This is a genomic window from Gordonia paraffinivorans NBRC 108238, assembly GCF_000344155.1.
GTDB lineage: Bacteria > Actinomycetota > Actinomycetes > Mycobacteriales > Mycobacteriaceae > Gordonia > Gordonia paraffinivorans.
The window spans coordinates 1-22,696 of record NZ_BAOQ01000026.1 but is presented as its reverse complement, the minus strand read 5'-3'; the positions used below and the strand labels follow the sequence as shown (position 1 = coordinate 22,696).

The 22,696-nt window shown below is 70.3% G+C and carries 19 protein-coding genes and 2 pseudogenes; 4 read left to right on the top strand and 17 right to left on the bottom strand.

Features of this window, described 5'->3' with window-relative positions; translation table 11 throughout:
- Position 1 precedes the first annotated feature (1 nt).
- The 6 genes and pseudogenes from GP2_RS13180 to GP2_RS13155 form a co-directional block, all read right to left on the bottom strand.
- A pseudogene (locus tag GP2_RS13180) lies at positions 2–1,004 on the bottom strand (YdcF family protein).
- Positions 1,005–1,132: 128 nt separating this feature from the next.
- Complete coding sequence (locus tag GP2_RS13175; protein ID WP_006901009.1) at positions 1,133–1,600, bottom strand: DoxX family protein; 468 nt, start codon at positions 1,598–1,600, stop codon at positions 1,133–1,135.
- Positions 1,601–1,763: 163 nt separating this feature from the next.
- Complete coding sequence (locus GP2_RS13170) at positions 1,764–3,296, bottom strand: NAD(P)(+) transhydrogenase (Re/Si-specific) subunit beta (protein WP_006901008.1); 1,533 nt, start codon at positions 3,294–3,296, stop codon at positions 1,764–1,766.
- Positions 3,293–3,598, bottom strand: coding sequence for an NAD(P) transhydrogenase subunit alpha part 2 (locus tag GP2_RS13165; RefSeq protein WP_006358004.1), 306 nt, complete (start codon positions 3,596–3,598; stop codon positions 3,293–3,295). Before GP2_RS13165 ends, GP2_RS13170 begins: the two co-directional genes overlap by 4 nt.
- Positions 3,598–4,719: a Re/Si-specific NAD(P)(+) transhydrogenase subunit alpha gene (locus tag GP2_RS13160; RefSeq protein ID WP_006901007.1), complete on the bottom strand. Its 1,122-nt coding sequence runs from the start codon at positions 4,717–4,719 to the stop codon at positions 3,598–3,600. The genes GP2_RS13165 and GP2_RS13160 overlap by 1 nt, the downstream gene beginning before the upstream one ends.
- A 346-nt stretch (positions 4,720–5,065) precedes the next feature.
- Positions 5,066–6,628, bottom strand: a complete 1,563-nt coding sequence (locus tag GP2_RS13155; protein WP_006901006.1) for a molybdopterin-dependent oxidoreductase — start codon at positions 6,626–6,628, stop codon at positions 5,066–5,068.
- 169 nt (positions 6,629–6,797) lie between these two features.
- Between GP2_RS13155 and GP2_RS13150 the strand changes: the two genes are divergently transcribed.
- Entirely contained in the window at positions 6,798–8,270 is a 1,473-nt protein-coding gene (locus tag GP2_RS13150) for an FAD-binding protein (RefSeq protein ID WP_006901005.1), read from the top strand.
- A gap of 128 nt (positions 8,271–8,398) precedes the next feature.
- Here GP2_RS13150 and GP2_RS13145 read toward each other — a convergent pair whose 3' ends face one another.
- The 7 genes from GP2_RS13145 to nadB all read right to left on the bottom strand — a co-directional run bounded on the left by GP2_RS13145 (position 8,399) and on the right by nadB (position 15,623).
- Complete coding sequence (locus tag GP2_RS13145; RefSeq protein ID WP_006901004.1) at positions 8,399–10,717, bottom strand: heavy metal translocating P-type ATPase; 2,319 nt, start codon at positions 10,715–10,717, stop codon at positions 8,399–8,401.
- Complete coding sequence (locus tag GP2_RS13140; RefSeq protein WP_006901003.1) at positions 10,717–10,971, bottom strand: hypothetical protein; 255 nt, start codon at positions 10,969–10,971, stop codon at positions 10,717–10,719. The genes GP2_RS13145 and GP2_RS13140 overlap by 1 nt, the downstream gene beginning before the upstream one ends.
- 1 nt (position 10,972) lies before the next feature.
- Complete coding sequence (locus GP2_RS13135; protein ID WP_006901002.1) at positions 10,973–11,179, bottom strand: heavy-metal-associated domain-containing protein; 207 nt, start codon at positions 11,177–11,179, stop codon at positions 10,973–10,975.
- Between the two features lie 39 nt (positions 11,180–11,218).
- Positions 11,219–11,512 carry a metal-sensitive transcriptional regulator gene (locus GP2_RS13130; RefSeq protein WP_006901001.1) on the bottom strand — a complete coding sequence of 98 codons (294 nt, stop codon included), beginning with the start codon at positions 11,510–11,512 and terminating at the stop codon, positions 11,219–11,221.
- Positions 11,513–11,690: 178 nt separating this feature from the next.
- Positions 11,691–12,641: a hypothetical protein gene (locus GP2_RS13125; RefSeq protein WP_040527014.1), complete on the bottom strand. Its 951-nt coding sequence runs from the start codon at positions 12,639–12,641 to the stop codon at positions 11,691–11,693.
- A gap of 158 nt (positions 12,642–12,799) precedes the next feature.
- Entirely contained in the window at positions 12,800–13,846 is a 1,047-nt protein-coding gene (locus GP2_RS13120; protein WP_006900999.1) for an alpha/beta fold hydrolase, read from the bottom strand.
- A 115-nt stretch (positions 13,847–13,961) separates the two neighbouring features.
- A complete protein-coding gene (gene nadB / locus GP2_RS13115; RefSeq protein ID WP_006900998.1) occupies positions 13,962–15,623 on the bottom strand; it encodes an L-aspartate oxidase in 1,662 nt (553 codons plus the stop codon).
- A gap of 171 nt (positions 15,624–15,794) precedes the next feature.
- Here nadB and GP2_RS13110 point away from each other — a divergent pair, with 171 nt between their 5' ends.
- A complete protein-coding gene (locus GP2_RS13110; RefSeq protein ID WP_006900997.1) occupies positions 15,795–17,336 on the top strand; it encodes an FAD-dependent oxidoreductase in 1,542 nt (513 codons plus the stop codon).
- Positions 17,337–17,342: 6 nt separating this feature from the next.
- On the opposite strand, the gene GP2_RS13105 is transcribed toward GP2_RS13110, so the two are convergent.
- Positions 17,343–18,215, bottom strand: coding sequence for an SDR family NAD(P)-dependent oxidoreductase (locus tag GP2_RS13105; protein WP_006900996.1), 873 nt, complete (start codon positions 18,213–18,215; stop codon positions 17,343–17,345).
- 175 nt (positions 18,216–18,390) lie between these two features.
- Between GP2_RS13105 and GP2_RS13100 the strand changes: the two genes are divergently transcribed.
- A complete protein-coding gene (locus tag GP2_RS13100) occupies positions 18,391–20,016 on the top strand; it encodes a phytoene desaturase family protein (protein WP_006900995.1) in 1,626 nt (541 codons plus the stop codon).
- Positions 20,013–20,447 (top strand): SRPBCC family protein, encoded by a 435-nt coding sequence (locus tag GP2_RS13095; RefSeq protein ID WP_006900994.1) that lies wholly within the window; start codon positions 20,013–20,015, stop codon positions 20,445–20,447. Before GP2_RS13100 ends, GP2_RS13095 begins: the two co-directional genes overlap by 4 nt.
- A gap of 22 nt (positions 20,448–20,469) precedes the next feature.
- On the opposite strand, the gene GP2_RS13090 is transcribed toward GP2_RS13095, so the two are convergent.
- The 3 genes and pseudogenes from GP2_RS13090 to GP2_RS13080 all read right to left on the bottom strand — a co-directional run.
- On the bottom strand, positions 20,470–21,594 hold the full coding sequence (locus GP2_RS13090) for a hypothetical protein (protein WP_006900993.1): 1,125 nt from the start codon (positions 21,592–21,594) through the stop codon (positions 20,470–20,472).
- Positions 21,594–21,815, bottom strand: a complete 222-nt coding sequence (locus tag GP2_RS13085) for a hypothetical protein (RefSeq protein WP_006900992.1) — start codon at positions 21,813–21,815, stop codon at positions 21,594–21,596. Before GP2_RS13085 ends, GP2_RS13090 begins: the two co-directional genes overlap by 1 nt.
- A 519-nt stretch (positions 21,816–22,334) precedes the next feature.
- Positions 22,335–22,623 (bottom strand): annotated as a pseudogene (locus GP2_RS13080) (integrase core domain-containing protein); the annotation flags it as partial.
- Between the last annotated feature and the right edge of the window lie 73 nt (positions 22,624–22,696).

Here is a 22,696-nt window from a genome sequence, read left to right as displayed (position 1 = left end):
GTCAGCCCGCGCCCGATCCGATCGCCGACGACCCTGCGTCGAGCAGCTTCCGCAGCACCTCCCCGCCGATCTCGCCGAGCAATCCGGTGCCCGCGTCGGGCAGATTCCCCGGCAGGCCGGGTTCGCGCGTCGCGGGGATACGCGCCGCACGCGTCGCCTCGAGCCGGATCCCGGTCTGCCGGTCCTTGCTCAGCGGGGCGAGGTACTCGTCGAGTTCGGTGGCGGTGGTGACGGCCCCGACGACGCGCAGGCCGGTTGCCCCGAAATCGGCGGCGCCGCGCCGGAGGTGACTCGGCGAGGTCACCAGGACGATGTCGCGGATCGATCCCTCTCGCACGCAGGATCTCCGAGGTGTTCTGCGCGTTGGCGACGGTGGAGGTCGACTTGTCCTCGGTGATGATGCGGGAGGCGTCGATGCCGTTGTCGACCAACCACGTTCGCATCGCGGCCGCCTCGGTGACCCCGTTCTTGGGAACGCCCCCGGTCACGACGACCGGTGCCGTCGGGGTGAACTCTGCCTGCGCCCGGCCGGCAGAGACCCGGTTCACCAGCTCGGGAGGCATCCTCCCGTCGGCGTTGAGCCCATGTCCGAGGATGACGATCGCAGAACGCCCCGTGACCGGCTTCGGGTTCGTGTCGGGAACGAGCCCGGCGGCGGTCGCGACGCCGGCGATCACGTTGCGGGCGGTGGTCGCGAGCCGCGGGTCGAGCACACCGAGGCGTCCTAGAGCCGCGCTGCGCGCCGCCGCGTCCTCCGCCTGGTCGGCCCAGATCGCCTGCAGCGCGAGGGCGTCGGTGTCCGTCGGCGCCAGCGTCAGCGCCTGTCGCAGGGCGGCGAGTCCGCCGGCGACGTCGCCGGCGGCGAATCTCGACTGGGCTTCGTTGTACAGCCCCGCCGGGTCGACCGCACTCGCCGTCGTCACCACACGCGAGCTCTCCGCGGGAAGGCAACCGACGGCCACACCACCGAGAGCTGCCGCCCCGATCGTCGCGACGGCCACCATCCTCCGTTTCACTCTGGCAACATCAGACACTCAGGAAACACTAGGATTCTCACGCAACGACCCCGCACCCGTCCGATCCCAAGTCGGTAACGGGCGCGGGGCGTCGAGCAGGAAGACGTCGCCGCAGGTCAGCGGCTCAGCCCCGCGACCTTCAGCAACTCCGGCCGCCGGAGCACCAGGCCGATCCACATCAACACGCCGAGGTAGACGGCGAACAGGATGGAGCTGAACAACGGCGCCTCGATGCGCATGTTCGCGGTGACGGCGCCGCCCAGATATGCGGTGATCCCGAGCGCCCCGAGCACCGCGGTCCGCGGGATCGCGTAGACGACCAGACAGGTCAGCAGCACGACCCCCATGACGACGGCCTGGTAACCGGGAAAGCCCAGTTCCGCGGTGCCGTCGACGACCGCCTGCGGACGCGTCAGCTTCCCGACCACGTCGAAGGCGAGAAAGGCGCCGACGAGGACGCTGATGACGATGCCCGCGATACGGCGCAGGTTCCGTCCGCCGGTCGCGGGCGAGTCCCCGCCGGCCGTGGGTGCGGTGGCGTCGGGTTCGGTGGCGCCGGATTCGGTGCGGTTCTCCAGGGTCATGATCGTTGTCCTCCTGTCACGAGTGGCGAGTGTGTCGTGCAGGGGTAGACCCCACTCGTGCCCGGAAGTCATCGGCGGGGAGAGAACCCGGCAAGAACGAAAGACCCCGGCGCCCCCGCGATTCGCGGGACCACCGGGGTCTTCTCGTCGGCCTGGTGTGCCGTTACAGCGCCTTGAGCTCCTCGATGACGCTGTCGACGCTCTGCTTGGCGTCACCGAACAGCATCGACGTGCCCTCCGCGTAGAACAGCGGGTTCTCGATGCCGGCGTAGCCGGAGCTCATCGACCGCTTGAGCACGATCACCGAGCGGGCCTCGTCGACGTTGAGGATCGGCATGCCGTGGATGGGGCTGCTCGGATCGTTGCGCGCCGCCGGGTTGGTGACGTCGTTGGCGCCGATGACGATCGCGACATCGGTGCGGGCGAACTCGCCGTTGATGTCGTCCATCTCCTTCATGGCGTCGTAGGCGACGTCGGCCTCGGCCAGCAGCACGTTCATGTGACCGGGCATACGGCCGGCCACCGGGTGGATCGCGTACTTGACCTCGACGCCCTTGGCCTCGAGCAGGCTCGCCATCTCCTTGACCGCATGCTGGGCCTGTGCGACGGCCAGACCGTAACCGGGCACCACGATGACCTGATTCGCGTAGGCCATCTGGATGGCGGCGTCGGCGGCCGAGGTCGCCTTGACCGTGCCCCCGGTGCCGCCCGGGCCACCCGCGGCAGCGGCGTCGCCGCCGCCGAAGGAGCCGAACACGATCGCCGGGATCGAGCGGTTCATGGCCTTGGCCATCAGGTTGGTCAGGATCGAGCCCGACGCGCCGACGATCATGCCGGCCACGATGAGCGCGGTGTTGTCCAGCGCGATACCGGCGGCCGCCGCGGACAGGCCGGTCATGGCGTTGAGCAGCGAGATGACGACGGGCATGTCGGCGCCGCCGATCGGGAACACGACGAACAGACCCATCACGCCCGCTGCGACGAGGACGCCGACCATCCACCACACGCTGGCGCCGCCGCCGTCGGTGGCCTGGACACCGAGGTAGATCGCCAGGCCCAGGGCCACGGCCAGCAGCACGATGTTGGCGAACTGGAACAGCTTCGCGTTCGACACGAAGGCCTTCTCCAGGCCCTTCGGCATGATCTCCTGCAGCTTGGCGAACGCCACCAGCGAGCCCCAGAACGAGATCGAACCGATGATCGCGGCGATCAGCGAGCCGATCACCAGCGGCGACGCGGGCTCGGTGTTGTGGAAGACCGAGTACCCGGAGGTCTCGATGAACTCCGCCCACGCGATCAGCGCGACGGTGCCGCCGCCCACGCCGTTGAACAGCGCGACCAGCTGCGGCATCGCCGTCATCTTGGTCTTCAGGGCCGGCGGGATACCCAGCACCACACCGAGCGCCAGGCCGACGACGATGAGGATCCAGTTGATCGTCGGGACACCGACGGTCGAATGGCCGTCATCGCCGACCGCGCCGGAGTTCCAGATGTAGAGCAGCGTCGCCGCCACCGCCAGGCCCATGCCAGTCGCGGCGATCCAGTTGCCGCGCACCGCGGTCTTCGGGCCGGTCAGGCCCATCAGGCCGTAGATGAACAGCGAGAACGAGATGATGTAGAGCGCGGTGACCACATACCCGACGCCTTCGCTGGGGGTGTGTGCGTCTGCCGCCAACAGCAGTTGCGAGCCGATCACTTGGCGGCCTCCTTCTTACCCTTGAACATGCCCAGCATGCGGTCGGTGACCGCGAAGCCACCGATCACGTTGAGCGTGCCGAACACCAGCGCGACGAAGGCGATGATGCGCACGCCCCAGCCGGCGTCGGCGGGCAACTTGCCCAGGACCACCAGCGCGCCGAGCACGACGATGCCGTGGATGGCGTTGGTGCCCGACATCAGCGGGGTGTGCAGGGTGTTGGGGACCTTCGAGATGACGGCGAAGCCGACGAACCCGGCGAGCACCAGGATCGCGAGATTCGCGAGAAGTCCGGAGTACATCAGGCAGTCGCCTCCTTCGAATTCGGCCCGCTCACTCCGTTCCCGGCACCGGACTCACGCGTGACGCACGCAGCGGCCAGCACCTCGTCGTCGAAATTCGGTGTGAGGGCACCGTTCTCGTCGAGCATCAGTTCCAGCAGCGCCTGCAGGTTCTTCGAGTACAGCTCGCTGGCGTGCTCGGGCATGGTCGCCGGCAGGTTCAGCGGCGCGGTGATCGTCACGTCGTGGCGGACGACGGTCTGGCCCGGCTCGGTCAGCTCGCAGTTGCCGCCGGTCTCGCCGGCCAGGTCGACCACGACGCTGCCCGGCTTCATCCCCTCGACCGCGGCGGCGGTCACGAGGCGGGGAGCGGGACGGCCCGGCACCAGCGCGGTGGTGATCACCACGTCGAAGCCCTTGATGGCGTCCTCGAGCGCCTGCTGCTGCTTGGCGCGCTCCTCGTCGGTCAGCTCACGGGCGTAACCGCCCTCGCCGGCGGCGTCGATGCCGAGGTCGAGCCACTGCGCACCGACCGATCGCACCTGCTCGGCGACCTCCGGCCGCACGTCGTAACCGGTGGTCCGGCCGCCGAGACGCTTCGCCGTCGCCAGCGCCTGCAGGCCGGCGACACCGACACCGAGCACGAGCACGGTGGCCGGCTTCACGGTGCCGGCGGCGGTGGTCAGCATCGGGAAGAAACGCGTCGACAGGTCTGCGGCGACGATCACGGCCTTGTAGCCCGCGACGTTGGCCTGCGAACTCAGCGCATCCATCACCTGGGCGCGAGAGATACGCGGAATCGCCTCGACCGCGTACGCCTCGACACCCGCCTTCTTCAGGGCACCGATCTTGTTGTCGGCATTGCGCGGGGCCAGAAAGCCGATGAGCTTCTGCCCGCTGCGCAGCTTCGCGATCTCCTCGTCGGAGGGCGGCGACACGCGCAGCACCACGTCCGCGGAGTACGGATCTCCGATCGTCGCTCCGACCTCGGTGTATGCCTCGTCGGGGATCAGGGCGCCGAGTCCGGCCCCCGACTCCACGACGACGGGCACGCCCTTGCCCACGAGCGAGGCGACCACCTTCGGGACGAGCGCCACTCGGCGCTCTCCCGGGGCCGTCTCGCGCACGACTCCCACTGTCATCTATCTCACCTTGTCTGGGCGACGCTGCGGACAGCGTCGCGTCGTTCGGCGCCGATGGTCGGCGCACGCGTTGTACAACGGCGTGACCTGCGTGCAAATCGTGCAGCTCCGCCATGTATCGGCGGTGCGGACGACCTGACGCAGGTCACGAATGCTGGGTCCGACAGTGATGACTGTCACCCTGCTCACATATGGGTCCGAAGAACATAACACGTGGTGAAAGCCCGAAATGAACCGGAGTCGGAAACCTCACTCCGACCTTGACATCTGAATGCTCATGATCTTTGTGCGTACTCGCCGGTAGCCGCGAAAGCCACCGACCGAGACCGGGTTTCCGGCGGCCCACTCAGGTGATGGTGTACCGGCGTTCGTCGAGTCCGGTCGCGCCGTCCGGCGCCGGTGGTCGGTAACGCTCGACCTGGGGCCGCCCCAGCCTGTCGATCGCGCGGACCTCGACGACGTGATCGCCAGGGGCCGCCTGCCAGACGTACCTCCACTGCCGCCAGGTGTCGACGCTGTACTCGGCCGCCAGGTCGGCGGGCCGCCACTCGCCGCCGTCGATGCGGACCTCGACGCGGTCGACCCCCGTGTGCTGCGCCCAGGCGGTTCCCGCGATCACGACCTCGCCCGCGGGATACCTCCCGGGATCGGGTCGGTCGATGCGCGACGACAGCTTGATCGGGCCGAGCGCCGACCATCCGCGACTCGTCCAGTACGCCTCGGCCTCGGAGAAACGGGTGACCTCCCAGTCGACGACCCACTTGGTGGCCGAGACGTATCCGTACAGTCCCGGCACCACCTGCCGCACCGGGTACCCGTGCTCGACGGGGAGCGGATCGCCGTTCATCCCCACCGCAAGGAGCGCGTCGCGACCGTCGGCGATCGCGGAAATCGGTGTGCCACAGGTCCATCCGTCAGCGCTCGTCGACAGCAACAGGTCGGCGCCAGGCCGGACGCCGGCGAGGTCGAGCACGTCGCGCATGGGGACGCCGAGCCAGCGGGCGTTGCCGATCAGGTCGCCGCCGACGTCGTTGGAGACACACGCGAGCGTCACGTATCGCTCGACCATCGGCATCGCGAGAAGGTCGTCCCAGCTCAGGACGACCGCCCTCTCGACGTCACCGTGTATGCGCAGCCGCCATCCGGCGGTGGTCAGCGTGGGCACCTGCAGCGCCGTGTCGATGCGATAGAAGGCGTCGTTGTCGGTGACGAACGGGGTCACCCCGTCGACGTCGAGCCGCGTTCCCTCGGGTACGGGCGGCGCGGGCCGGACGGGGCGCGGGAGCATCAGCCGCGCGCGGTCCGCGAGGGTCTCCGCGGTGTCGGCGAGCATGCGCCGGCCGATGACGCCCAACGCGACGGCCGCGACGGAGACACCGCCGGCGGTCAGGATGAACCGCCGAGTCAGCGGTGCGTTCCCGTTGACGCCCACGCGCAGCTCCGACTGCTCCTCGTACTGCCCGGATCTACACTGCGCCACAAGGATTCGCAGGACGACCACCCCCACCGCCGCGGCGATCACCGACGGCAGCGCGTGTGTCCACACCGCGCCGGGCCGGTCGAGGGCGGCGACCACTCCCACACCGCCGAAGACCGCGATGAGCAGCGAACCCACCGGCGGCCGACGGTGCTCCAGCGACCCGGCGACGGCCGCGATGATCGCGATGAGGAGTCCCATCCCGAGGAACAGCGCGACCTTGTCCGCGGCGCCGAAGGTCTCGATCGCCCATTCGCGGACCGCCTCCGGCGAGTGGTCGACCACCGACGAGCCCACCGCGAAGTACGGAGAGGCGTCCGGCGACACCGGGATCGCGGCGATCTCCCCAGCCGCCAGACCGGCCCCCGCGGCGACGACGCCCGAGATCCAGGGGCCGAGCGGATTCGCGTGCGGGGACGTCGAGGAGGTCACACTTCTTGATACCGGAGTTCCGACGGCCACGGCGGCGGCGCCCCCCGGACCCCGTCGATCGTCCGACGACCGTTCGGCCGACGCACGGCGCAGAGGGCGGCGAAACCGGTCCTCCCGCTGTTCGGGAGAACACTAGAACAGGTTCTATTTTGTCGGCTAATCTGGCCGCATGGCTACCAGTACCGAGATCCCGGAGACCGTCGCCCTCGATTCGGTGACCGACTTCTCCGACGAGGTCGACGTCGTCGTGATCGGATTCGGCATCGCCGGCGGATGCGCCGCCGCGGAGGCCGCGGCCCACGGGGCGCGCGTCCTCCTGCTCGAGCGTGCCGCCGCACCGGGCGGGACCACCTCGCTGTCCGGCGGCTTCTTCTATCTCGGCGGCGGCACCCCCGTGCAGGAGGCGACCGGCCAGCACGACACCCCCGAGGAGATGGAGAAGTACCTCACCGCGGTGTCGATCGATCCCGAGGTCGACAAGATCCACGCCTACTGCGTCGACAGCGTCGACCACTTCCACTGGCTCGAAGGACTCGGTTTCGAATTCGAGCGCAGCTTCTACCCCGAGAAGGCCGTCATCCAGCCCGGCACCGAGGGCCTGATGTACACCGGCAACGAGAAGGTGTGGCCGTTCAACACGATGGCCAAGCCGGCCCCGCGCGGCCACAAGGTGCCGGTGCCCGGCGAGACCGGCGGCGCCTCCCTGGTCATCGACCTGCTCGTCAAGCGCCTCGACGAGCTCGGCGTCGAGGTCCGGTACGAGACCGGCGCGCGTCAGCTCGTCGTCGATTCCGACGGCTCGGTCGCCGGTGTCACCTGGAAGTCCTCCGACGGCCAGGGCGTGATCCGGGCCGGTTCGGTCATCATCGCCGCGGGCGGCTTCGTGATGAACCCGGACATGGTCGCCGAGCACACGCCGTACCTCGCCGAGAAGCCGTTCGTCCTCGGCAACACCTACGACGACGGTCTCGGCCTGCGACTCGGACGGTCGGTCGGCGCCGAGCTGAAGTACATGGACAAGGCGTTCATCACCGCCCCGATCTACCCGCCCGCCAGCATGGTCATGGGCGTCATCGTCAACAAGTTCGGCGAGCGCTTCGTCACCGAGGACTCCTACCACGCCCGGACGTCGGGATTCATTCTCGAGCAACCGGATTCGGTGGCCTACCTCATCGTCGACGAGGCGCACATGAATCCAAACCAGAACTACCTCATCCCGCTGATCGACGGCTGGGAGACCATCGAGGAGATGGAGAAGGACCTGGGCATCCCGGAGGGCAACCTGCAGCGGACGATGGCCCGCTACAACGAGAACGCCGCCAAGAAGGAGGACCCGGACTTCCACAAGGCGGCGGAGTTCCTCGAACCCCAGGACACCGGCCCGTGGGCCGCCTACAACCTCTCGCTCGGCAAGGCCATGTACGCCGGCTTCACGATGGGCGGCATGGCCACCTCGCTCGACGGCGAGGTCATCGACGAGTCGGGCAAGGTCATCAAGGGCCTGTACGCGGCCGGCGCCAGCGCCTCCAACATCGCCCAGGACTGCAAGGGCTACTGCAGCGGCACGCAGCTCGGCGAGGGTTCGTATTTCGGCCGGCGCGCCGGCCGGCACGCGGCGGCGCGGGTGAAGGCCGACGCCTGAGTTCTCGCACCCACCGACCGGAAGCCGCCCCTGAGATCAGCCCCGCGGAGCGAAGCGGGTGACATATCGTCATCCGCTTTCCCACGGAGGGTCGTTCTCAGGGGCGGCTTCTCGCGTCGGACGACGCGTCAGTTCTGACGCCGAGGAGCAAATCGCCGCAGCCGCAGGCTGTTGCCGACGACGAACACCGACGACAGCGCCATCGCGGCACCGGCGATCATCGGGTTCAGCATGCCCGCAGCGGCCAGCGGGATCGCCGCGACGTTGTACCCGAAGGCCCAGAACAGATTTCCCTTGATCGTCCCGAGCGTCCGGCGTGCCAGGCGGATCGCGTCCGCGACGACGCGAAGGTCGCCGCTCACCACGGTCAGGTCACCGGCCGCCATCGCCACGTCGGTTCCGGTGCCCATCGCGAGACCGAGATCGGCCTGCGCCAGCGCCGCGGCGTCGTTGATGCCGTCACCGACCATCGCCACGACGTGACCGCGCGACTGCAGCTCGGCGATCACCTCGAGCTTGCGCTGCGGACTGACACCGGCGGTCACGTCGTCGATGCCGACCTCGGCCGCCACCGCCCGGGCCGCGCCCTCGTTGTCTCCGGTCAGCAACATCGGGGTGAGGCCGAGGCGCCGGAACTCGGCGATCGCCGCCGCCGACGTCTCCTTGATCCGGTCGGCGACCACGATCACGCCGACCGGCGCCGGGAGCGCCTTCCCGTCAGGTGCGCCGGTCTCGTCCGCCAGGACGACGACCGCAGTGGCCCCGCCCGACTCCGCGGCGGCGACCGCGTCGGCGAGCACATCGGGGAGATCGGCCTCGACCTTCGACGGTGACACGACCGAGACCCGGCGGCCGCCGACCGTTCCCGACATCCCGACACCCTGTTCGGCGACGAAATCAGTTGCTTTCTCGGGCAACGGATTCGGTGCTCCGGCGACGATCGCGGCACCGATCGGGTGCTCAGAACCGGCCTCGACCGCGGCCGCGGCCGCGAGGACCTGCTGCTCGTCGTACCCGGGCGCCGCCGTCACCGATGACAACGTCATCTCTCCGGTGGTGACGGTTCCGGTCTTGTCGAGCACGATCGTGTCCACGCGACGGGTCGACTCCAGGACCTCGGGCCCCTTCAACAGGATGCCGAGTTGCGCACCGCGCCCGGTGCCGACCATGAGCGCCGTCGGCGTCGCCAGCCCCAGCGCGCAGGGGCACGCGATGATCAGCACCGCGACGGCGGCGGTGAACGCGAAGGTCACGTCGCCTCCGGTGAGTCCGCCGGACGATCCCGACCCGAGCCAGAATCCCAGCGTGGCAACGGCGATCGCGATCACCGCGGGCACGAACACCGCGGAGATGCGGTCGGCGAGACGCTGCGCGTCGGCCTTGCCCTCCTGCGCGGCGGCGACCATGCGCGCCATCTGGGCGAGTGCGGTGTCCGCGCCGACAGCGGTGGCGCGGACCACGAGCAGTCCGCTGGTGTTCACCGTGGCCCCGATGACGGAGTCGCCCACGGTCACCTCGACCGGGACGGACTCGCCCGAGACCATCGATGCGTCGACGGCCGACGACCCCTCGACCACCACGCCGTCGGTGGCGATCTTCTCACCCGGGCGGACGACGAACTCGTCCCCGACGGCCAACTGCCCGATCGGGATTCGCGTCTCCACACCGCCGCGCCGGACCACGACGTCCTTGGCGCCCAGGCCCATCAGCGCGCGCAGCGCGTCACCGGCTCGACGCTTCGCGCGCTTCTCGAAGTAGCGCCCGGCGAGCAGGAAGGTCGTCACGCCCGCCGCGGCCTCGAGGTAGATGTGCGAGGCGCCGTCGGTCCGTTGTGGCAACAGGTCGAAACCGTGTGTGAGACCGGGTGTTCCGGCGGTGCCGAGGAACAGCGCGTACAACGACCACCCGAATGCGGCCAGCGTTCCGACCGACACGAGGGTGTCCATCGTCGTCGCGCCGTGGCGCAGGTTGATCCACGCGGCCCGATGGAAGGGGTAGGCGCCCCAGACGACGACCGGCGCGGCGAGCGTCAGCGACAGCCACTGCCAGTAGGTGAACTGCCAGGCCGGGACCATCGCGAGGACGATCACCGGGGCGGTGAGCACCGCCGACACGATCAGCCGCTGCCGCAGCGCGTCGAGCTCGGGATCGGCGGCACCGTCCGGACCGTCGGAGGCGTCTTCGGCCGGCGTCTCCGGCTCGGTCCGCACCGGCGCGGCGTCGTATCCCGCGGCCCGCACGACCTCGATCAGTTCCTCGGCGGACACCCCTGCCGGGGCCTCGACGTGCGCGCGTTCGGTCGCATAGTTCACCGTCGCGGTCACGCCGTCGAGTTTGTTGAGCTTGCGCTCGATGCGGTTGGCACAGGATGCGCAGGTCATCCCGGAGATGTCGAGGTCGACGAGCCGGAGGTCGGCGGCCGAGGTCAGTTCGGGGCCTGCGGACATCAGTGCTCACCCCCGTCCTGGTCGTGACCGCCCTGACCGTGGCGGCCGGCGTCGTGGTGGGCGTCATCGTGAGCGGGCGGCGGCGCCGACCCGCCCGTCTCGACGGTGGTCGTCTCGACGACACCGTGCGTCGGCGACTCGTGTGTCGCCGGCTGCGGGTCGGGGCCCCACGCCCTGCCGACGCCGAAGGCGATCACGAAGATCGCGGCCAGGGCGATCACGTACAGCAGGGGTCCCTTGGCGAAGGCGGGCATGTCACGCCAGCGCATATCCCGCTTCGGTGACCGCCTTCTCGATCTCCTCGCGCGGGATCTCGTGCTCGGAGACGACGCGGACGGCACCGGTGTCCACGGACACGTCGACGCTCGTCACGCCGGCGATCTCCTCGATCTCCTCGCGGACCGAGGCGGCGCAGTGACCGCAGGTCATGCCGGTGACGGTGTAGCTGCTGGTGGTGCTCATGGTGTCTCCTTCTCTCTGGGTTCGGTGCGGGTCGGCTCGTCAGGACTTCACGAGGCGGGCGATGGCCGCCATCGCCTCCTCGACCTTCTCCCGGCCGGCCTCGTCGCTTTCCTGTGCGGCGTGCACGACGCAGTGCGCGAGGTGTTCCTCGAGCAGGCCGAGGCCGACGGCCTCGAGCGCCTTCGTCATCGCCGACACCTGGGTGAGGATGTCGATGCAGTACGAATCCTCCTCGACCATCCGCTGCAGTCCGCGCGCCTGGCCTTCGATCCGACGCAACCGCTTCAGGTAGTCGTCCTTGCGGCCGATGTAGCCGTGCTGATGCTGGTCCATGCGACTCCTGCCGTTCAGGTACCCCCTAGGGGTATCTGACCTTCGGTATACCACCACGGGCGAGACTGCACAACCATACCCCCCTAGGGTATGCCTCCGGGACCGGGAAGGGCATGACGGAGCGCCGTCCGGCGGGTGCCGCGCGGACGGACGCGGGGTGGGAGAAGACCTGGTCGAGCTAGTCGCGCAGAGCAGCCGCGAGCTTCGCGAGCGCGGCGGCGACCTCGTCGAGGGCCTCGCTGACGGCCGCGCGACGGGCGGGATCGAACAGCACTCCGTCCGTCGACGCCGGGGCCGGCGTCGCGGCCTCGCCGGCGTTCTCGAGGGCGGGAACCCCGGAGACCACAGGCGCGGAACCCACCGGGGCCTCGACGCGCGAGGCGACGACCGGCGACGGCTCGGGAGCGGCGTGCTGAGGCGGCACGACGGACTCGGCCGGCTCTGGCGCCGCATGACCGCCGCCGTGCCGGCCGGGCCCCTCCGCCAGCGGGGCCGGTTCGGCGCCCGCCGCGTCGGGACGGTGACGGCGACCGTGACGGTCCTGTGCGACCGGGGCCTCGGCACCGGTGGATCGGCGCCCGCCCTGATAGGTCGACTGCGGTTCGGCGCCCGCGGGATTCGGCCATCGCTCGGCGGCCGGAACATCAGGTGGGGCCGGCTGATGGGAGTCGGGAAGCCGGTGCGAGCCCGCCCGCGGGTGCGGCGGGCCTGCGGGCTCGGCCGGCGGAGGTGTCGGCGCGGCGACGCCCGGGGGCGTCGGGGAGGCCGAGGCCGGGCTGCGTCGGTTGCCGGCGCCGGTCATCACCGACGGCGCATGCCCGTTCGACGGCGCGAAGAAGTGCGCGCCTCCGTGACCTGCGAAGTACACGCATCCCCCGGCGCCGTCCGCAGACGGGACCGGGCAGGGGTTGCGCTCGATCAGGGACTGGGCGCGGTTGTCGAAGTCGTTCCACTCGAGCCAGAGACGGCGATCGTGGCGCGGATGCGTGCTCGCATCGGTGGCGTGGTTCCCGCGGTGCCCGATCGGGAGTCGGCACTGCAGCAGCCAGTCGGAATCCCCGGACAGTCCGAGCGCCGCGCGTTCGGTCGGTCGGCACACCACTGTCGACCAACAGCCTTCGCCGTGCATACGGACTCCCCTTCGTACCTGCAGTGATCCCACTGTCTACGCGCGCCGGCCGGCCCGCCCTGGCTTCTGTGTGTCTGAAGCTCCCGTGCGGTTCCCACGCAGCCCCGGCACGCGTCGCCTCGTTCCCCCTCCGATCGCGGCGCTGAAGATCTCGGGCGTCAGTCTACGAAGGAGTAGGTTCCGGTGCCACCCCCCTGACCCCCGCGCGTCCGGGCGACAAACGTCACGATGATCTTGTTCACCTCAGCCGGGCGATCGAGGTGCAGGAAGTGTCCGGCGTTCGCGATGACTGCGGCCGCGCTGCCGTGCGGCAGCACGTCGTGAACGTGATCGGTGAGCCTCGACTGCATGCATCCGTCATCGGCTCCGTGCAGATAGAGAGTGGGGCAACGCGGTTCGCCCAGCCAGTCGTCGCGCAGGGGCGCATACCGGGGATCGGTGCGACGCCGGCGCAGCGCGCGGTAGTAGCCGAGCGCTGCGCTGCGGTGGGCGCGCGTGGACATCGCCGAGAGGGCGTGATCGATGTCGGGTCGGTAGTCGGGACGCGGCTGTCCGCGATGCCGCAACCGCCACCGTCGCCACAGCAGCGGGACGAGCCACCCCAGGCTCCGCTCGGGCAGCCAGGGCAACTGGTTGAATCCGATGTACCAGCTCATCGCGGCCTGACGGGCGAGGAGTCCTACGGCGCCGAGGCCGTCGGTCGCGGCACGCCGGATCGCGGGTATCGGCGGCACGGCCATCGAGACCACCACCGCGTACGGGTTGTCCTCCCGATGCGCGAGGGCGTTGGCGGTGAGCGCTCCCCAGTCGTGTCCGATCAGGACGGCGTCGGGGCCGCCGCCGAGGGCGCGGTGGATCTCGCGCGCGTCGTGCGCGAGCGCCGCGACGTGAAAATCCTTGTCGGCCGGGATGTCCGACGGGGCATAGCCCCGCGTGAAGGGGGCGACGACGCGGTGGCCCGCGGCGGCGAGCTCCGGCCCGAGGAATCGCCAGGTCCATGCGGAATCCGGAAAGCCGTGCAGACACACCGCGAGAGGGCCGTCGGCCGGCCCCCACGTGAGGGCGTGCAGGGTGATGTACCCGAGATCGATGACCTCGCGTCCCGGTGTCGCGGGGTCGGCGGAACGGTCCGCAGCGGGAAGGGTCGCGCCGTTCCCGGTCATCGCGCGGTCGTGGGGAGTGTCGGGATCAGGGGATGACGACATACCGGCCAAATCTAGTGGCCGGACCCCGGCGGCGCATCGGCTTCGCCCGACTCCCCCCCGCTCGGACAGCCCGCTCGAGCCCGGCTCTCGGGCCGCCTGGGCCGGGCCGCGGCCCTCAGACCGCGGCGGCGAGAACCGCGGCGCGCACCTCGCCGTCGACGAGGCGGAATGCATGTGAGCAACCGGCCCCGGACGTCTCCGGGAAGTCGATGCGCACGTGCGAGCCCCGTGACTCGGTCCTGGCCTCGGCCGCGGCGACCACCGCCGCGGCGGTCAAGGTCAGTGCCGCATCCTCGATCTCGCGCACCGTCGTCGGGACCCGCCTCGGTGCCGAGCGGAGCAGCGCGGACGCCTCGGCGAGACCGTCGGCCGACCGTCTCAGTGCGACGCGTCGTGTCATGGTGTCCTGCAGGAGATCCCGGTCGAGGACCGGGACCGCGCCCCCGCTCGACGGTCCGTCCGGCGACGCGAGATCTGCGATCGGCAGGTCTCGCCGTCCCACGGCGACCCGGGCGGCGCGACGCCCCATCACCAGCCCTTCGAGGAGACTGTTCGACGCCAGGCGGTTGGCCCCGTGGAGTCCGGTGCGGGCCACCTCGCCGGCCGCGAGCAGACCATCGACAGCGGTGCGCCCCTCGTCGTCGGTCACGACGCCGCCGCAGAGGTAGTGCGCACCCGGTACGACGGGAATCCGGTGGTCCGCGGGGTCGAGGCCCGCGGCGCGGATTCCCGCGCTCACCGTCGGGAACCGCCGTTCGAAGTCGGCGACCGCAGAGGTGTCCAGGTAGACGCAGGGGTGGCCGCTCGCCTCGATCGCGGCCTCCACCGCGTTGGCGACGACGTCGCGCGGGGCGAGGTCGCCCATCGGGTGCACGCCCGCGGTGACCGGGCGACCGAGGACGTCGACGAGGCGGCCGCCCTCGCCGCGCACCGCCTCGCTGACGAGCGTGCGGCGACCACGGGCTCCGGGGGTGTGGAGCATGGTCGGGTGGAACTGGATGAACTCCAGGTCGGCGACGAGCGCGCCGGCGCGCAGGGCCAGCGCGATCCCGTCGCCGGTGGCGCCGGCCGGGTTGGTCGTCGCGACATAGAGGTGCCCCGCTCCGCCGGTCGCGAGGAGCACCGTCGGGGCCGCGACCACGCCGCGCCGTCCCGCCGACAGGTATTCCACGCCCGTCGCCCGCCCCTCGTCGAGCAGGACGCGGGTCACGATCGCCTCGTCGAGGAACTCGATCGAACCGCCGCGCGTGAACCGCGCGACCGCGTCGTGCAGGGCCCGTTGGATGGCCGCCCCGGTGGCGTCGCCGCCGGCGTGGATGATGCGGCGGACCGAATGTCCGCCCTCGCGGGTGCGCAGCAGCTCGCCAGACCCGTCGCGGTCGAAGTCCGCGCCCCAGTCGATCAGGGCCGACACGGCAGCCCACCCGTCGGCAAGGATCGGACGCGAGGCGGCGGGGTCGGTGAGCCCGGCACCGGCGGCGAGGGTGTCCTCGAGGTGCAGTTCGACCGAATCGGCGTCGTCGGCGACGGCCACCCGCCGCCCGGGCATGACCACCGCGACCCCGCCCTGCGCGTAGAAGGTGGAGGTCGGCTGTTCGCCGCGGTCGGGGCTCCACTGCGGGCCCTTGTTGACGACGACCACCGACAGGCCGCTCTCGGCGGCGCTCAACGCGGCGGTGAGCCCGGCGACGCCCGCGCCGACGACGACCAGATCGGCACGGCGGAGGGCGCCGCGCAGGAACTCGGCCTGCGGCGCGGGGTGCCCGGGCATGTTCATGGTCGTCCGCCTCTCGTCGGATGCGTCGTCATCAACCCTCCGCAACCGTTTTCGATTCCCAGTCGAAAACCTTACCCGCAGCTCGCACGCGCCGACAGTCGGCAGGTTCCCGGCAGGTACGCGACCGGCCGACATGTTTGACAAGCGCCGGCCGGGGCAACCCCCACGGACATGAAGACCCTCTGGTTCGACCCGGCCACCGACACCGATCTCGGCGGCCTGCCCGACGTCCGCCCCGAGACGACGCCGTTCGGCACCGTCGAGACCTACGATCAGGTCGTCGTCGGCGCCGGGATCACCGGACTGACCACCGGTCTCCTGCTCGCCCGTGCCGGCCGGCGGGTCGCGGTCCTCGAGGCCCGCCACATCGGCGCCGCGGCGACCGGTCACACCACCGGCAAGCTCTCGCTGCTGCAGGGCACAAGACTCTCGTCCATCGCGAGTCGCCACGGCAAGGGCGCGGTCGAGGACTACATCCAGGCGAACAGGGAGGGCCAGGCGTGGCTGCGCCACTACCTCACCCACCGCGGCCTGCAGGTCGACGAGCGGGCGGCACTCACCTTCGCCGCCACCTCGTCGGGAGCGAAGAAGGTGGAGCAGGAATACCGGGCCTGTCGCGACTTCGGCATCCCGGTCGAGCACGTCGACGCCCCGGAGCTGCCGTTCGACGTCCGGTCCGCGATCCGGCTCGACGGACAGGCCCAGATCGACCCCATGGTGGTGCTGAGAGCTCTCGCCGACGATCTCCGGGCCCACGGCGGGCACCTGTACGAGGGGGTCCGCGTGCAGGGGCTGCGCCATGGGACACCCCACACCCTCACCACCGATGCCGGTGAGGTGCAGGCGGACTCTGTCGTCCTCGCCACCGGCGTCCCGTTCCTCGACCGCGCCGCCTTCTTCGCGCGCCTCCACCCCCAGCGGTCCTACGCGGCGGCGTTCACCGTCGACGAGGAGATCCCCCGTCAGATGTACCTGGGCGCGGACAACCCGTCCGTCTCGTTGCGGACCGCCACCCGGCCCGGCCACGACGGGGAGCTGCTGATGGTCGGCGGCTTCGGACACGAGGTCGGGCGCACGAAGTCCGAGCGCCGACATGCGCTGGACATGATCGAGTGGACACAGGAGCACTTCCCCACCGCCCGGATGGTCGCGCGGTGGTCGGCGCAGGACTACACGACCATCGACGAACTGCCGTACGTCGGCGAGTTGCTGCCGAAGATGGAAAGCGTCCAGGTCGCAACAGGATTCGCGAAATGGGGTCTCACCAACGGGGTGGCCGCGGCGCTGTCGATGACCGGCCGCATCCTCGGGAAGGAGCCACCCTGGTCGAAGAGTCTTCGTCCCTGGCGCTCCACCGAGGTGACGAGGCCGGGCTCGCTCCGCTCGGCGGCATCCGCGAACGCCCAGGTCGCCGCGTACATGGCCGGCGGCTACCTGAGCCTGCTCAAGCCCACCGAGTCCTCTCCGCCGGAGGGCGAGGGCAGTGTCGGGCACTCGGGCGTGGCACCCAAGGGCGTGTGCACGGTGGCCGGCCAGACCCGCTCGGTCGCACCCCTGTGCACCCACCTCTACGGCGTGCTGCGTTGGAACGACGCCGAACAGTCCTGGGACTGCCCTCTTCACGGCTCGCGATTCAGCCACACCGGCGAGGTACTGGAGGGGCCGGCCACCCGGCCGTTGCCCACCGCCCCGTCGCCGTCGCACGATCGATGAGCGACGTCACGCCACGATCATCCGCCGGAACACCGGTCCGGTGATCGTGGCGAGTGGCCGCTGGAGTGCCCCCGCGAACACTCGCACACCGATGTCGAGGGCGCGGGCGTCCGGCCCCACGAGAATCCGGTCGCGTCCGGCGACGACGCCCGAGAGGATCGCCGCCGCAGCGGCCCTCGGGCGGGTGCCGGGCAGCCGATGGTCGAAGCCGCGGGTCACGAAGTCGCGGACCGCAGGATCGACATACCGGGCGCGCCGCGCTATCGCGGTGTGCACCGCGCCCGGACACACGATTTGGATGCGTACCGGTGAACCGTTGTCCCGCAACTGTTTCTGAACCGACTCCGAGAAGCCGCGAACCGCGAACTTCGACGCCGAGTAGGCCGATTGCGCCGGGGCGCCGAGCAGTCCGAACGCGCTGGAGGTGTTCACGATGTGCCCGCCTCCCGCGGCCTCGAGGTGCGGCAGGAACGCGGTCGTCCCGTTCACCACGCCGCCGAAGTTGACCGCCATGATCCGGCGGGCGTGTCGATCGTCCTCTTCGTGCACGCCCGCGACCATGGTGATCCCGGCGTTGTTCAGGACCAGCGCGGGCGGCCCCTCGCGGCCGACCACGTCGTGAACATAGGCCGCCACCGCGTCGGCGTCCGCGACATCGAGTCCGGCCGCGACGAGCGGTGCGCCCCCGCCAGGCGAGCTCGTCACCGTCTCACCGAGCGCCGCGTCGTCGATGTCGCTGACCAGTACCCGGACCCCGGCCGCCGACAGTCGGTGCGCCAGTTCCCTCCCCATGCCCGACCCGGCCCCGGTGACCACCGCGGGCCGGCCCCCGCACAGGCGGCGCAGCCTCTCATCGGTCACTCGCGGGTACCAGGGCATGGTGGGATCTCGGGGGAACGTCACGCCGTCGGACTACCCGTGCGGCAGACGCCCACACCTCCCGCGACGACCGGCCGCGCGTTTATCACCCCTCGTCACGGGTAGACGTGACTACCGTGAGCCGAACACGCCCGTGACCGAGCGGGCCGTCTCCAGCACCGGAACAGGGGGTCACGTGTCTGATGCAGTCGTCGTCGGCGCCGGGCACAACGGGCTGATCGCGGCCATCCGTCTCGCCGACGCCGGCTGGGACGTGACCGTCCTCGAAGCCGCGCCGCAGGTCGGCGGGGCGATCAAGAGCGCCGAACTGACACCGGGATACGTGACCGACCTGTTCAGCGCCTTCTTCCCCCTCGCGGTGGCCTCTCCGGTCTTCGCCGATCTCGACCTGGGGTCGCACGGTCTGACATGGAGTCGGGCGCCGTTCGCCTTCGGACACCCGGCCGGCCCCTCCGACGACGACGCCCCGGTGGTCCACCCCGACCCCGCCGACACCGCGGCGCACCTCGCGCGGTTCGCCCCCCGCGACGGCACGAGGTGGCTCGACCTCGTCGCCCAGTGGCAGACCACCGTCCGGCCGATCCTCCTGAACTCGCTCTTCGGCCCGTTTCCACCGGTCCGCGCGCTGCTGCGCGCACTGCGGTCGTCGGGCACCGCCGATGCGCTGCGCCTGGCCCGGTTCCTGCTGTTGCCGGCGAACCAGATGGTCCGCGAACTGTTCCACGGCGAGAAGGCACGCCTGCTCATCCTCGGCAACGCCCTGCACGCCGACATCCCCCTCGACGCCCCCGGCAGCGGGGTGATGGGTTACCTGCTCACGATGCTGGGCCAGGACACCGGTTACCCGGTTCCCGTGGGAGGAGCCGAGCAGTTGGCACAGGCGCTCCGGCGCAGGGCCGAGAAGGCCGGCGTGCAGGTGCACTGCGACACCCCGGTCACGCGGATCGAGACACGGGGCGGCCGGGCGGTCGGCGTCGTCGACGGCGGGGGCCGCCTGTGGCCCGCCCGACGGGCCGTGCTCGCCGACGTCTCCGCGCCCGATCTGTACACCCGACTCCTGTCGGCCGACGACGTGCCCGCCCGTGTCCTCGCCGATCTGGAGACCTTCACCTGGGACACCCCGGTGGTGAAGATCAACTACGCGATCGGCGGCGCGATCCCGTGGCGCAGCGAGAACCTGAGTGGCGCGGGCACGGTTCACCTCGGCGCCGACTCCCACACCATCGCCTCCTCGACCACCGACATCGAGACCGGCAACATCCCCGAACAGCCGTTCCTGCTGTTCGGACAGATGACGGCCGCCGATCCCACCAGGTCGCCGGCCGGCACCGAGAGCGCGTGGTCGTACAGTCACCTGCCGCGGGGTGTCACCGACGACGAGGCCGCCCGATACCTGGCGGCGCGGATGGACGCGGTCCTCGAGGCCCATGCCCCGGGCGTGTCGGACCTGATCGTCGAGCGCCACGTGCAGACGCCGCGCGACCTCCAGGCGGCCGACGCCAACCTCGTCGGCGGCGCCGTGAACGGAGGGACCTCGCAGTTGTTCCAGCAGTTGGTCTTTCGCCCGACGCCCGGCCTGGGCGGTGCGATCACCCCGGTCGGACGCCTCTATCTCGCGGGCTCGAGTGCCCACCCGGGCGGCGGCGTCCACGGCGCGTGCGGGAACAACGCCGCACGTGCGGCACTCGCACACGACGGACTGCGCGGACTACCCCGGCGGGCGTTGAGCAGACGGGTGACCGAGCTCCTCACCAAGCCCCCGCGACCCGATACCCCACAATCGAACGGAGCACGACGATGAACCGCGTCGAACGACACACGTCAGCGACCCCGGCCCAGGTGTGGTCGATCCTCTCGAACGGATGGCTCTACGCCTCCTGGGTCGTGGGAGCCTCCCGCATCCGCGACGTCGACGATCACTGGCCCCAGGCCGGCGCCCGGATCCACCACTCGGTCGGTCTGTGGCCCGCCCTGCTGAACGACGAGACCGAGTCCATCGAATCGAAGGCCGGACTGCTCGAACTGTCCGCCGCCGCATGGCCTTTCGGCCGGGCCCGGATTCGCATGACGATCGAGAAGGACGGCGACGGCTCGCTCATCGGCATGGAGGAGTTCGTCGAGACCGCCCCGCTGAAGTGGATTCCCCCGGTGATCCAGCAGACCGCGATGTCGCCGCGGCTGAACGAGTGCCTACGGCGCCTCGCGATGCTCGCCGAGCGCAAGGCCGGCTGACGTCCTCACCGGGTGGACCCGGTCATCCCGAGTTCTCGGGTCCCTCGGACTTCTGGCGGCGCAACCGCTCGCGGTAACCATAGGTGGCGCGCAGCACGTCGTCGTGGCTGTCCACGCTGGAGCCCAGCGCGCCCGCGAAGACACCCATCGACGTCGCCAGCCAGGCGAGGTGGACATAACTGCGGAACTCCGCGGGAAATCCCAACTGAGAGCTCAGGAACGACTCGTCGATGACGATCATCGCGGCGACCAGGGTCGCGCCGAACAGGAATGCGTACAGAACGATCCAACTGAATGCGACAGTGCAGACCGTCGCCGTGTTGTAGAGCCGTGCCCGCGGCGTCGACGTCACCGAAGTCCGTTCCCACAGCCGGTTGTTCACGATCAGCCAGACCGACGCGAGGACAAGGGCGAGCACGGAGATCGCGGCGAGGCGCCAGCTGCTCAGGGCGTTGGCCATCGACCAGATCGTCGAGAAGAAGACACCGAACGAGGCCGCGGCGGCGGCCGCGGCCGTCATGCCCGTCAAGGTGGGTATCAGGCGCCACGGCCGGTTGCCCCGCACCATCCCGACCGTCAGGCGCAGCCGGTTGCGAAACCCCACGGCCAGAACGTGATCGGTCTCGTCCTCGTGGACGACGGCCAGACCCCGGCGGCCGGTGAAGGGGTCTGGCGTACCGCCCTTCAGGGATTCGATGACGGCCTCGAGGGCCGACAGGAAGCGACGCCTCGGCAACGCGCCGAAGGCGGGCAGCGACACCACGGCCGCGCTGCCGCCGGTGTCGAGCTCTGCCATCACCACGCTGTTGCGCGACCGCTTGCCGAGGAGCGGCGCCTCCGGACCCGACGCGTACAGACGCGGCATCTCGGTGACGAACACGATGACCTCGTCGCCGGCATCAGCAGCGCCCCAGACGGTCTCGAGGTCACCCCGCGGCGTCGCCTGCAGGGTCACCTCACGGGTGACGGTGACACCCCGGAACTCGAGGTCGTAAGCGTCGGCGATCTGCCGGATCCGGTCCTCGGCTCGGCCGATGAGATCCTCGGGCAGGCCGTGTTCGGCCACGATGCGCAGTCCTGCGATCGTCGTTCCCCCTTCGCGTTCACGGGTTCGCTCCCGTTCCGGCACGGCGGTCGGGTCACGCATCAGTCCGGTGGCTCGGGTTCACCGACGGCCGGGGTCGCCAGGTCACTCTTGTCGTCCTCGGTCGCGGCCGGTTCCGCTTCTCTGTCGCGCTCGGAGGGTTCGTCCACGAGCTCTTCCTCCAGCTCGTCGACCGTGCGCCGCGCGTCGTCGGGAGACGAGACCGACGAGCCGGTCTCCGCGGGCTCGATCGGCGTCGATCCGGACGGTTGTTCCTGTGACATGGACTCTCACACACCACCCATCGGGTGTCGGGGACGGTCACGTCCGGTTTCCCCGGTTACCGGCACCCCAAACACCCGACTTCTCCCCGGCTCCGGATCGGGTTGCCGAGTGCCGAGGACGGCCACCTGTGTAGGGCGCCGACGCGCTGGGTACTCGGCAACCATGTCCGACAACGAGCACCAGTCCTTGGATGATCCGTGCGTACCCAGCGCCGTCCGCCGCTGCCACGGACTCAGCGGGGGTTGCCGCGGCGAGTTTCGTCGACCCCGAGGACCTCTACCGGTTGCAGGGTGCCCAGCACCAGGTCGGGGGTGCTCGATGAACGCGGCGCGTGCGGTCGTCCACGACACGCCGGAACCGGCGGCGACCTCGACCACCGACCGGGTCGCATCGCCGACGTCCCGGCCGACAACCCCTGACCAGACATTGCCCGTGCAAGCTCGAAGAGCCCTTATAGGTCAAGCCCCAAGTAGTGGTGTAACCCGGGACTGCTGCACCATCAGGTGACAGTTTCGGTGTCATGCCGCGGAGGCGGCTGTGTTGATGATGGTCTCGTATTCGATCGGGGTCAACCGGCCGAGGCGGGCTTGCCGGCGCCGACAGTGATACGTGCGTTCGATCCAGGTGACGATCGCGATCCGCAGCCGCTCACGGGTGGTCCAGCGTTGCCGGTCGAGGACGTTGCGCTGCAGCACAGCGAAGAATGATTCCATCGCGGCGTTGTCACCCGCGGCTCCGACCCGCCCCCATCGACCCGACCAGGCCGTGCCGGTCGAGCGCCGACACAAATCTGCGGGATCGGAATTGACCGGGCTCAACCAGTCGATGCAACACCGGCTTGTTGGAGCAACAATAGCTGCTCGTTGAAGGCCTCAGCGGC